The sequence below is a fragment of the Photobacterium panuliri genome (assembly GCF_059920555.1).
In genome coordinates this window covers 744,981-756,746 of record NZ_CP197193.1, presented here as the reverse complement: position 1 = coordinate 756,746, position 11,766 = coordinate 744,981, and the positions used below count along the sequence as shown (strand labels likewise).

The window sequence follows — 11,766 nt, the reverse complement described above, 5'->3', positions numbered from 1 at the left end:
GTAGCATAGATGGCAAATGTCATGTTGGTTGCAAACCTCAATTGTGACCGGGTATTACAGTTGGAAGAGCCGCTGTTGAGCGGTGGTCGGCACCATTATCAGGATGAAGGCCGTCGTTTAGGCGGCGGTGGGGCCAATACTGGGTTGGGGTTGGTCTGGGCTGGCCATAACGTGTCGTTGGTCAGTCAGGTTGGCCGGGATGAAACCGCAGACTGGCTGCTGGCAGAAGCTAGCCTTGTTGGGCTTAATTGCGCGTTGTTACAGCGTAACGACATTGTGACCCCAGAATTGTTATTGTTGATGACTCCTGATGGTGAAAGAACCATTATTCGGCCGGGCAGGCCTGAATTTGTATTGCCGGCTCCGCCTTCGTTTAAACGTTGGGATGCTCTGTATGTAAATTCTTCTGCCATCGGTATTGAGGCATGGGCCGAGATGGCGTTGGCTGATACGGATACCTTGGTTGTCGCACAGCTACCAAAAAGTGATGAAAGCCGCCCTTGCCATGTATTGATTACATCACGCTCTGACTTATTGGCTCATACCGGATTTGATGGCGATGTGTGGGGTTATGGCTGGCGTATTGCCGGAGAACATCTGCGGTATGTGGTTGTTACTGATGGCAGCAATGGCGCGACAGCATATAGTCAGGATGGCAAGGTTAATGTACCGGCCCTGCCTGTGGATGTCGTTGATACGACGGGGGCGGGGGATAGTTTTGCTGGCGGTATGATCCACGGTTTGCTGTCTGGGCATGATATTGCCACCTCAATGACAGAAGGTGCACAATGGGCTGCCTTTGCCGTTCAAACGGTCAGCTCGGTACCCGGGGACAATCTTCGCGAGTATTTATCGGAGTAAGCATAAGCTCTGTCAGAGATAATGAGGCTGGACAAAATGAAAAGGGGTAGCGATAGCTACCCCTTTTTTTGGTCAATTTGGCTTGCAACCGGCCAATAACTTACTTTTTAAGTGTTGTTACTTTAGAGCGGTTTAATACAGTACGGCGCAGGCGAGCACGGCGCTCGGCATCAGACTGCTCGCTAGGGTTGTTGGTGCGGCCTTTACGATCCTTGAATGCTGCCTTGGTGTGCATTTTTTCCAATAGGGCATCACGGCTCTTTGGCTCGTAACCGTCTAGCTGAACGCGGCGAATACGCTGTTTGATCAGATTCTCAACCTGAACCAGAGTCAGCTCTTCTTCGCGGCTAACAAAAGAAACGGCATGGCCTTCCAAACCAGCACGGCCAGTACGGCCGATGCGGTGTACGTAGTCCTCGGCAAGGAAAGGCATGTCGAAGTTAACAACATGAGGCAGACCTTGGATATCCAGACCACGGGCTGCGACTTCGGTTGCAACCATTACGCGGGCTTTACCTTCTTTGAATTCGTCCAATGCGCGACGGCGTGCGCTTTGTGCTTTGTCGCCGTGGCAAATAACGGCCTTGATACCATCCAGTTTCAGTTCTTTAACTAGCTCATTGGCTGTTTCTTTGTAGTTCACAAAGACCAGAACCTGTTTCCAGTTCTTCTTGCCAATCAGCTCAGAAAGCAGCTCGCGCTTGCGTTCTTGATCAACTGGGTACACAACGTGGGCAACGGTATCTGCTGTTGCATTTTCCGGGCTTACAGAAATACGCTTAGGTTTACGCAGAATTTCTGAAGCCAGTTTGTTCATCTGTGCTGAGAAAGTGGCAGAGAACAGCATGGTTTGCGGGGTAGAGCGAACACCTGACATGATTTGGCGGATATCAGCAACGAAGCCCATATCCAACATACGGTCAGCCTCATCGAACACCAAAAATTCCAAGTTAGCCAGTGATACATTGTTCAGATCCAAGTGCTCAAGCAGGCGACCCGGTGTGGCAACAAGGATATCCAGCCCTTGCTCTAGCTTTTTCTCTTGAGATGACATTTTTGTGCCACCGTAAATAGCGGCTGTTTTGATCTCTGTGTACTTGGTGTAGTTTTCAATGTTCTGCGCAATCTGGGCAACAAGCTCACGAGTCGGGGCAAGGATCAGTGCTCGAACATTGAAACGGCCGCGCTGCTTAGGTTTATCAAGGATCTGCTGGATGATAGGCAGTGAGAACGCAGCAGTTTTACCTGTACCTGTTTGTGCATTGGCAAGAATATCGTGTCCGCGACGAGCGTGAGGGATCGCTTGTTTTTGGACTGGGGTTAATTTCTCGTATCCGCACTCAGTGAGGGCGCGTACAATTTCCTGAGAAAAGTTTTGTGATGCAAATGACATTCTTTTTTCCTAAAGCAGACGGTTGGGCCTGAAAAAATATGGTCGGTGATTATACCCCAGTCACTGGAAGATGCTAGTTTAATACCAAATTGAATCATTTGCCCCAGCCGTCAGAATTTCTCGATGTTATTGTTTTGCCATGAACAGAGGGGGATTGTCAGTAATGATATTGTCTACCCCCATACCATACATGCGTTCGGCCTGTGATGGGTCATTAAGAGTCCACACCTTGAGTATTAGGCCCTGCTGCTTGATGGTTTCAGCAATCTCTGGGGTTAGGATCCGGTGGTCGATATGGATGCTAAACAGGTCGAGGTTCGCTAATTTGGCAAGGCGCTTGCCGTTCCACGTATCACAAATATAGCCACGCCGTACTTCGGGTATGTGTGTCTGGCATAGCTGAAGGGTTGCGATGTCGAAGCTAGAGAGCAGCAGTTTCTCAGCAGGGTAGTTGTGCTGTTTGATGACATCGGCGATGGCGTCAATGAGAGGTTCGGCTTCTCGCGGGTGGTAAATTTTAATTTCTAGGTTGAGAGATAGACCGCGGTTGGTACAGAGCTCGAGGGTTTGTGACAGGGTCGGGATGGTCTCTGTTGCAAAGTGCGGGTCGAACCAACTTCCTGCATCAAGGGATTGCAGTTGTTCGAGGGTAAGGCTTGCGACCTTGCCTTTGCCATTGGTGCAACGGTTGACGGTTTTGTCATGGATAATAACAGGAATTCCGTCTTTGCTAAGCTGGGTGTCTATTTCAATCCACTCTACCCCGCAGTCAGCTGCAAGGTTCATTCCTGCCAGTGTATTTTCAGGCGCCAGGGCTCTGGCTCCTCGGTGGCCACTAATCATTTTTCATCCCAATTTATGTGTGGAGATTAATTACTTTACTGAGCTTTGCGATGTTAGGGTAGTGAATAATCGGCTAGGTTAAGGTATTAGCGAATTCTTGAAGATTTTCTTAATGAAGATCCAAATGTGAGCTAAATCAGATATAATCGCCGATTCAAACTTTTCCGCGAGTGATGCAGGTTGTTCACGATAGTCAAGCCTGTGGTTGCAGGTCGTGACCGACATACCGTGTTCATTTTTTGGTATTGCCGTGTGTTGCCCCGAGAAAAGTGCTCTATTACGGTGACTCGTGATCACAAGTTGCCGTCGATCAACTAAAGGAAAATTGCATGAAGCTGTCTGTATTAGATCAAGCGTTGTTTGACCACCTGTACCGCGATATCCGCGAATTCCGCAGTACATTTGATTTGGATATTGAGTCGCCATCAACCTTGAACGAGCAGTCAGATGCGTTGCACACATCATTGGCCGTCGAAGAGCTAACCGAACTGGCCGAGGCTGATTCTCTGGTTGAGCAAGCGGATGCTATTGTTGATTCGGTATATGTACTGATGGGCCGCCTTGTTCACTTGGGCGATGATAAGGTTGAGTCGAACATGGGTATTAGCTACCTGATCGATCTGTTGTTGCAAATTGCCCAGCGTTTGGGTTTTGATTTTGTGGCTTGTTGGGACGAAGTTCATTCAAGCAACATGAGCAAGGTATGCCGCAACGAGTCTGAATTTGAAGAGACTCAAGCTCATTACGCTAAGCAAGGTGTTGAAATTGTCGGTAGCGTAAAAGGCGAATACATCATTGCAAAATGTGGTAAAGACGTTGATCTGGGCGACAAGCTGATCCGCCAAGGTAAAGTATTGAAGTCAATTTACTACCGCCCTGCGGATTTGGTGAAATTGGTTACAGCGTAACAAAACGTAATTCCTAGCACTTAGAATAGAAGCCCTGATAGTCGTACTGTCGGGGCTTTTGTTTTGGTCGCAACCGACTTAGATATATTGTAATTCCATCTGATGGCGTCTTCTGGGTATAAACTTTAATGCAACGTGTCGGTTCGTCTCGGCCTGACCGTTTGTTTAGGCGGTGAGTGCAGGCTAAAGGATATAAAAGAATAAATGATGAGAGAAAAGATAGGCGAGCAATGTACCGACAGCGCATTGGGTCGCCAGTTATTTAAGATGACATGGCCAATGATGTTTGGTGTGTTGTCGTTGATGAGTTTTCAGTTGGTTGATAGTGCGTTTATTGGTCAGTTAGGGATATTACCGTTGGCTGCACAGGGGTTTACCCTGCCAATGCAGATGGTGATTATCGGCTTGCAAGTGGGGTTGGGTATTGCCACTACATCCCTGATATCTCGGGTACTGGGACAGGGTGATAATGAACGGGCTAAGCAGCTTGGTGGTTTGGTGGTGGTTACCGGGGCGATCAGCGTATTTGCTATTTGTTTGTTAATCTGGTTTGTCCGAGCGCCTATTTTACAGCTCTTGAGTGCCCCACCTGAGGTCTACCCCGTAGTGGATGAATACTGGCCGGTATGGTTGTTGAGTTCATGGACAGGGGCGATGCTTTACTTTGCTTACAGTCTGTGTCGGGCAAACGGAAATACTATGCTCCCAGGTAGTTTGATGGTTGTGACCAGCGTATTGAATATGGGCCTTGACCCATTGTTCATCTTTACGCTGGATATGGGGCTGGTGGGTGCGGCATGGGCGACGGTAGCTGCTTTCGGTATCGGTATTGTCATTGTTTATCCCAAGGTGCTGGGAAAACACTGGATGAGCATGGACTGGCATGACCTTGATGTGCCAGCATCGATGAAAGAATTAGCGAATATTATGGCACCAGCAATGCTGAGCCAATTACTGCCACCATTGTCGTCTATGCTGGCAACCAAGTTGGTTGCTGGTTTCGGTGCGGCGACAGTTGCTGCATGGGCATTAGGCTCTCGCATGGAATTCTTTGCTATCGTGACGGTATTGGCCCTGACGATGTCAATGCCGCCAATGGTCGGGCGGATGCTGGGCAATGGGGATATGCCGCGTATTCAGGCCTTGATAAAGATAGCGGTGAAGTTTGTGTTGTTATGGCAACTTGCCATTGCCGTTTTGCTGTATATCTCTTCTCCTTGGCTGAGCCAGATGCTCGCGAGCGAGAAGGCAGTTTCCGATGTTTTGTCTGTCCACTTGGTATGGGTGCCTATCAGTCTGGGGCCGCTTGGCGTTTGTATGTTGATGGTGTCAATTTGTAATGCGTTGGCGATGCCGATGAGGGCGCTTGTCATTTCTTCGTTGCGTTTGTTTGTCTGTTTCTTGCCAATCCTATGGCTGGGAGCGCAATTACTGGGTCTTAAGGGGATTTTCATGGGGGCGATGGTGGGCAACGTTTTCGCCGGAGTGCTGGCGTGGGTGTTATATCAGCAAGGCGTGAAGCGTGTAGCGGCGAAGTTCTGTCCAGATGCCTCGATCTAGAGGTGTCTTTGCCTCGGCAATATCGACAATGTACTTTATGAACCGTACAGTAAGTATGAATAAGCAGTTGAAGGAAAAGAGTAATGGCGACATTTACGGTTAATGCAAGCACGATGCATTATCTGGATCAAGGAACCGGTCCTGTGCTGGTATTTGGCCATAGTTATATGTGGGACAGCCGGATGTGGGCTCCCCAAATCGAGGCTCTGAGCCAGTCATACCGCTGTATCGTGCCTGACTTTTGGGGGCATGGTCAGTCTCAGCCTGCGCCAGTTCAGACTCGGACTCTGGCTGATTATGCCGATGATGTGCTGGCATTGCTCGATGAGTTGGAGATTGACGAATTCAGCTTGGTGGGTTTGTCGTCAGGCGGTATGTGGGCAACTGAAATGGTGATTAAGGTACCGTCTCGGGTTAGGGCGCTGGTTTTGATGGATACTTTCGTGGGGCTAGAGCCAGAAGTTGTTCATACCCAGTACTTCGATTTGATCAAGCAAATGGAAGCACAAAAGTCGATTTCGTCAGATACTGCCGATTTCTTTACCGTTAGACAGTTCGGGACGAGCCCGGTATCTGCTCTTGTAGAGCAATTCCGCCAACCGTTGCTGGCAGCCAATGGAGAACAGGCATTGGCTTTGGCAAAAGCGGGCAGGATGATTTTTGGTCGTCGAGATATGTTCGAAGATGCTGAAATGTTTGCATTGCCAACGTGTATTATGGTTGGAGCACAAGACCGAATGCGCCCTGTATTGGAGTCACAGCTAATGCATGATGGTATAACGGGCAGTGAGTTTGTCTTGATTCCTAATGCAGGTCATATTAGTAATCTGGAGCAGCCAGAAATAGTGACCAAGCATTTAGAGGCTTTTTTGGCAAAGCATCTGTAGGCCTTACAAAAAAGTATGTAACGATGAATAAAAAGCAGCGAAAACGCTGCTTTTTGTTTTTTAGCTGGATGGTTAGTGGTCAGGCTGCAATTTGTTGTTTGTTATTAATGTTTTGTTGAATAAACGCAATCGTGTGGGCGTTGAATTCTTCAGGCTTTTCGACGTTGCAGACATGGCCACAGTTTTCAAATTCGGTCAATTTGCTGAATGGGTGACATGTCACCATTTCTTTGACGGGTTTAATAAACATGTAGTCTTTGTCACCCATCAGATAGAGGGTAGGGATCGACAAATCTTTTTCTTTGAAATAACGCATCAGCGGGTTTACGTCTGCCGCTAATTTAAACCAGCGTTTGAATTCCTTTTGGCATAGTTTCTTGGCTTCATTAACAAACAGAAGCCGTGATTCGCGCTGATTTTTCTGCGGCATCACGACATAGGCAAACAAGCGGTAGAGCCACATATAAGGGATGATATGCTTGCAAAGGTTGCCTGCTTTAACCAGAGCCTGAGAGCGGGTATTCAAACGAGTGACGGCTCCGCCCAGTACCATGGATGTGACTCGCTCAGGGGCGAGCTCAGCCAAATTTCGGATGATGATAGTGCCGAGAGAGATCCCGACAAAGTGGGCTGATTGAATTTTGAGATGGTTGAGAACCTGAACAATGTCAGTTGTAACGGTCTTGAAGGTATAGGGGTTCTTAACCATGTCTCTGAACATGTTGTTTGAGCGACCATGCCCGCGGAGATCCAGCAGCAGCAGGTTAAAGTGGGGCTTAAATGCTTTGAGTTGCTTGAACCAAATCGACGAGCTTCCCCCGGCCCCATGGACGAAGACTACCCAATCTTTGCTGGTAGGGTGCAGATAGGTTTTATGGAATAGCAATGAATCTGACATTGTTGGCCTTTCGTTGAGGGGTGGTTGCTCAAACTGGTGATGATTTTAGCACCAGCGCTTATTTATTCAGACTCTGAATTGTTTGCAAATATTGCAGATTGGCGGTGTGACAGGTATCAAAAAATGAACAGAGGATTGATGAAAAAAGCCCCGCAATTTGGCGGGGCAAGGCAAAAGACTCAGTGGCTTGGAATCTATTTTACGCAATAGGCGTAACGAAATAATGCAGTGGAAACGTTCGTCGTAGTTACAGAACTTGAAGCTGATCTACTTCAATCTCTGGTGTGTTGCCGCCTTCAAATTCACCAAATAGACGGACCTTAGTGTTGGCGTCGATAGCATGTGGAACAATGATGTCGTCATCTAGCTCGATTTGGATTGTGTCTTTGCCATCGCTGAAGATAAAGGTATCGGCGCTGATCTGCTTGATAAGCGTTCCTTCAACAACGGCTTTGGTTTCGGCAAACATGCTGTTGTTTTCCATTAGCGAAGCAACAGTGACGGTTTCTACAGGGCCGTTATAGCTGACAATGCGATCTTCTTTTTGGTTATGCTCACCAGCAAAAACGGCGGTAGGTAGGATGATGGCTGCGGTAGCGATAGCGATAATTGTTTTCTTAATCATAATTTGGTCTTCCTATGTGGGGTGTTGAAGTCATGTTGTCTTGATGGTTCTATTAAACACCCAACAGACTGAACTATTGATGAGTTGGATATTCAGATTCCGTTCATTTTCAACTTTTTGCGATCGTTAGGTGGATCGCGGGCTCGTTGGTTCTATCTCTCACATTTGTAGTTGGCTTTCACGAAAGTACTCGTTGATGGGGAAGCCATTCGCTAAAATGCCGCAATAGTTAAATGGCGGTAAAAAGAAGGGTTAGAAGTGGTAACGACAGAGTTGGTATTAGGCGGTGCCCGTTCAGGCAAAAGCCGGCTGGCCGAACAGTTGGCAATGGCGTCAGGGTTGAAGGTTGTGTATGTGGCAACAGCCACAGCCGACGATGACGAAATGGCCGAACGTATTCAGCGCCACCAGCAGGATCGCCCGGCAGAGTGGCTATTGGTTGAAGAGCCCGTTGATCTGGCGAGGGTGATCCGGACGTACAACAAGCCCGAGTATTGCGTGTTGATTGACTGCCTGACACTGTGGTTGACCAATTGTCTGTTTAATGATGATTTTCCTCAGCCTTGGGCCGAGCATAAATCAGAGTTGCTTGTAGCCCTAGCCGGTGCGCAATGCCGCGTTATTATGGTCAGCAACGAGGTCGGTCAGGGGATTGTGCCGCTTGGTCAGGTATCCCGCCAGTTTGTTGACCAGAGCGGTTGGCTGCATCAAGCCATCGCCCAGCAAGTCGATCGCGTTACGTTTGTGACGGCAGGGCTATCGCAGGTACTAAAAGGCCCAGCATTCGCATAGTCATCTCATCAAAGGGAGAGCATACATATGGCCAACCCAGAGCAAAACCAAGACGGGCAGGACAAAGCCGCTTTGCCGCATGGTGTTTATACGAGGGTAGACTTTTTAAGGCACGGCCTACCGGATGGACATGGCTGTTTGCGGGGTCATACAGATTTTGTGATAACCGAGACAGGAATGATGCAAATGGAGCAGGCGGTGCTTGGTTTGGATGACATCGAAACGGTGATCAGCTCCCCCCTTCAGCGTTGCAGCCATTTTGCGCAGTCTTTTGCTGAAAAGTGCCGACAACCCTTGAGCCTCAATCCCCAATGGATGGAAATGAATTTTGGTGACTGGGATGGCCAGAGCCATCAGTCGCTGTGGGAGAAGCATGGCTCTACGCTGGCAAAATACTGGGAAAACCCATGGCTAGGTAACCCTCATGGTGGAGAGTCATTAGAGGCTTTTGATACGCGCATCGCTGAAGCATGGCAGTGCTTGCTTAATGAGCAGTTAGGCAAGCGTCTGCTGGTGGTTACCCATGCCGGGGTGATGAAGCAACTCCTACGGCTCCTGCTTGAACTGCCACAAAATGCCAATTATTTGCACCGCATTGAATTACCTTATGCGGCTCGTTACCGCGTCACGGTATTTACCGATCAACAAGGACAGCATTGGCCGCAAATTCAGTGGCCAATTCAGCAACAATTTTAAGTGAGACACTCATGCAATCTACCACTCAAGCCCTGATGGTTCAGGGGACTACGTCCGATGCTGGAAAAAGTGTATTGGCCGCAGGTCTATGCCGGGTATTGGCACGCAAAAATATCCATGTTGCCCCGTTTAAATCGCAGAATATGGCATTGAACAGCGCTGTAACGCTGGATGGTGGTGAAATAGGCCGCGCACAGGCCGTACAGGCGCAAGCATGTGGCATTGAGCCAACCGTACATATGAATCCGGTATTGCTAAAGCCAAATACCGATACCGGCGCACAAGTAATTGTACAGGGTAAGGCGCTGGCTGATATGGATGCCGTGGGTTACCACAACTACAAGAAAGTGGTTATGGGGCCAATTATGGAGTCCTTTGCTTTGTTGCAGCAGGAATACCAGACGGTGATTATCGAAGGTGCGGGAAGCCCGGCTGAGATCAACTTGCGAGAAAATGATGTGGCCAATATGGGCTTTGCCGAAAAGGCTGATGTGCCGGTGATTATCGTGGCTGATATTGATCGTGGCGGCGTCTTTGCCCATTTGTACGGTACACTGGCGTTGTTGTCTGAATCAGAGCAGGCGCGGGTGAAAGGGTTTGTTATCAACCGTTTCCGTGGCGATATCAAGTTGCTGGAAAATGGTCTGGAATGGCTGGAAGAGAAGACAGGTAAACCGGTTTTGGGTGTACTGCCATACTTGCACGGTTTGATGCTGGAAGCGGAAGATGCCATTAATGCCCAGCAGGTCGATAGCGATGAAAACCCACTGCGTGTTTCTGTTCCTGTGCTTACGCGGGTCAGCAATCACACCGATTTCGATCCATTGCGGATGCACCCGCAGGTTAACCTGCAATTTGTCGGTAAAGGGCAGCAAATCCCGCCTTCGGATCTGATTATTATTCCGGGAACGAAAAGTGTTCGCAGTGATTTGGCGTATTTGAAAGAGCAGGGATGGGATAAGCAGATTGCGCGTCATTTGCGGTTGGGTGGCAAGGTGATGGGAATTTGTGGCGGCTACCAGATGCTGGGTGAGTCGATTGCAGATCCTGATGGCATCGAGGGTGAACCGGGCAGCAGCGAAGGGCTTGGATATCTGCAGACATCGACGGTGCTTGAACCCCATAAGCAACTCAAGCGCGTGACAGGAAAGTTGGTGATGCCAGAGCAGGCAGCAGTTGAAGTTCGAGGGTATGAGATCCATGCTGGGGTGACGCAAGGCGTTAAGGCTGATGCGCCGATTATGTTGACTGATGGCCCCGATGGACAGATTGGTATTGATGGCCAAGTTTTCGGCACGTATTTGCATGGTATTTTCGAGCAGCCTGAAGCCTGTGATGCGATTTTGGCATGGGCTGGGTTGGAAGCGACTAAAACACCGGATTTTGACCTGCTTCGTGAACAACATATTGACCGATTGGCCGACACGCTTGAAGCACATATGGATCTTGGCAAGCTGTGGCCGGAATGGGCTGATATGTTTGCTACAATTAAATAACATATGCCAAAACAACCTTAAGAGACCTGTTTTAACGAGAATGTATTGATTTCTCAGCAAGGCATAGCGGTTGTGAATATGCAGGATGAAGAAAGACAAGAACCCTGAGAATGGATCTCTGAATCCTGCATATTGAGTGAGGCTGTTTGGGTAATTTGAAATTTGCAATAGTTTGCCAGTAGACAAACGTTGCTAAGAGGGTATGCGCAACAGGTTTGAACGCCAACAACAGGTCAGGGATGAATGAAGGCTCTGGCCCGTTTAAAAGAGGGATAAAGATGATTTTAGATGTCGCACCAAGTATCAAAACCCAACGTCTTTATATCCGCCCCTGGCATGAAGGTGATCTGTATAGCCTTCATCGCATTATGTCGAACCAGTCTGTGCATACCTATACCGAGGAAGAACCCTGGACCGAGGCGAAGGCCCGTGATGTGCTTGAATGGTTCAAGGCTAATCGACATGGCTGGCAGTGGCGCGGACACTATTTCAATTGCCCGTTGATATTGTCAGATTGTAATACCCTGATTGGCCGTGTTGGCTTGAACCCTTACGGTGACAGCGAGCATGACGCCGAAATCGAGTGGACAATTTGTGAAGACCATTGGCATCAGGGTTATGCAACCGAGATAGGTCGTGCAATTGTCGAGTATGGTCTGCGCGAGGGGGGATTCCGCCGTATTATCGGATTTACTTCTAACCGAAATATGTCCGCCCGGCAGGTAATGAAAAAGATCGGCATGGAGCATATTGGCGATAAGGAAAGGCACAACCATAAGCTGTGCGTTTTTGAAATCACCCGTTAGT

At 48.6% G+C, this 11,766-nt stretch carries 12 protein-coding genes; 8 read left to right on the top strand and 4 right to left on the bottom strand.

The window, feature by feature from the left end:
* Positions 1–9 precede the first annotated feature (9 nt).
* Positions 10–861 (top strand): PfkB family carbohydrate kinase, encoded by an 852-nt coding sequence (locus ACSF8X_RS19700; protein WP_500852089.1) that lies wholly within the window; start codon positions 10–12, stop codon positions 859–861.
* Between the two features lie 100 nt (positions 862–961).
* Here the strand turns inward: ACSF8X_RS19700 and ACSF8X_RS19695 are convergent, their stop codons facing one another.
* Complete coding sequence (locus ACSF8X_RS19695; RefSeq protein ID WP_500852088.1) at positions 962–2,254, bottom strand: DEAD/DEAH box helicase; 1,293 nt, start codon at positions 2,252–2,254, stop codon at positions 962–964.
* 126 nt (positions 2,255–2,380) lie between these two features.
* Positions 2,381–3,097 (bottom strand): glycerophosphoryl diester phosphodiesterase, encoded by a 717-nt coding sequence (locus ACSF8X_RS19690; protein ID WP_500852087.1) that lies wholly within the window; start codon positions 3,095–3,097, stop codon positions 2,381–2,383.
* 329 nt (positions 3,098–3,426) lie between these two features.
* On the opposite strand from ACSF8X_RS19690, the gene ACSF8X_RS19685 reads away from it, so the two are divergent.
* The 3 genes from ACSF8X_RS19685 to ACSF8X_RS19675 all read left to right on the top strand — a co-directional run bounded on the left by ACSF8X_RS19685 (position 3,427) and on the right by ACSF8X_RS19675 (position 6,452).
* Positions 3,427–4,005, top strand: coding sequence for a nucleoside triphosphate pyrophosphohydrolase family protein (locus ACSF8X_RS19685; RefSeq protein WP_500852086.1), 579 nt, complete (start codon positions 3,427–3,429; stop codon positions 4,003–4,005).
* 207 nt (positions 4,006–4,212) lie between these two features.
* Entirely contained in the window at positions 4,213–5,565 is a 1,353-nt protein-coding gene (locus ACSF8X_RS19680; RefSeq protein WP_500852128.1) for an MATE family efflux transporter, read from the top strand.
* 83 nt (positions 5,566–5,648) lie between these two features.
* The gene (locus ACSF8X_RS19675) at positions 5,649–6,452 is read left to right on the top strand and encodes an alpha/beta fold hydrolase (RefSeq protein WP_500852085.1); all 804 of its coding nucleotides are present in this window, start codon (positions 5,649–5,651) and stop codon (positions 6,450–6,452) included.
* Between the two features lie 79 nt (positions 6,453–6,531).
* On the opposite strand, the gene ACSF8X_RS19670 is transcribed toward ACSF8X_RS19675, so the two are convergent.
* Together ACSF8X_RS19670 and ACSF8X_RS19665 are read right to left on the bottom strand one after the other, a co-directional pair.
* Positions 6,532–7,350: an alpha/beta fold hydrolase gene (locus ACSF8X_RS19670; RefSeq protein ID WP_047880647.1), complete on the bottom strand. Its 819-nt coding sequence runs from the start codon at positions 7,348–7,350 to the stop codon at positions 6,532–6,534.
* 247 nt (positions 7,351–7,597) lie between these two features.
* Positions 7,598–7,972, bottom strand: a complete 375-nt coding sequence (locus tag ACSF8X_RS19665; protein WP_500852127.1) for a YgiW/YdeI family stress tolerance OB fold protein — start codon at positions 7,970–7,972, stop codon at positions 7,598–7,600.
* Between the two features lie 261 nt (positions 7,973–8,233).
* On the opposite strand from ACSF8X_RS19665, the gene cobU reads away from it, so the two are divergent.
* The 4 genes from cobU to ACSF8X_RS19645 all read left to right on the top strand — a co-directional run bounded on the left by cobU (position 8,234) and on the right by ACSF8X_RS19645 (position 11,765).
* Positions 8,234–8,767, top strand: coding sequence for a bifunctional adenosylcobinamide kinase/adenosylcobinamide-phosphate guanylyltransferase (gene cobU / locus ACSF8X_RS19660; protein WP_500852084.1), 534 nt, complete (start codon positions 8,234–8,236; stop codon positions 8,765–8,767).
* Between the two features lie 27 nt (positions 8,768–8,794).
* On the top strand, positions 8,795–9,463 hold the full coding sequence (locus ACSF8X_RS19655) for a histidine phosphatase family protein (protein WP_500852083.1): 669 nt from the start codon (positions 8,795–8,797) through the stop codon (positions 9,461–9,463).
* An 11-nt stretch (positions 9,464–9,474) separates the two neighbouring features.
* The gene (locus ACSF8X_RS19650; RefSeq protein WP_500852082.1) at positions 9,475–10,959 is read left to right on the top strand and encodes a cobyric acid synthase; all 1,485 of its coding nucleotides are present in this window, start codon (positions 9,475–9,477) and stop codon (positions 10,957–10,959) included.
* 278 nt (positions 10,960–11,237) lie between these two features.
* The gene (locus tag ACSF8X_RS19645) at positions 11,238–11,765 is read left to right on the top strand and encodes a GNAT family N-acetyltransferase (protein ID WP_047880644.1); all 528 of its coding nucleotides are present in this window, start codon (positions 11,238–11,240) and stop codon (positions 11,763–11,765) included.
* Position 11,766 lies beyond the last annotated feature (1 nt).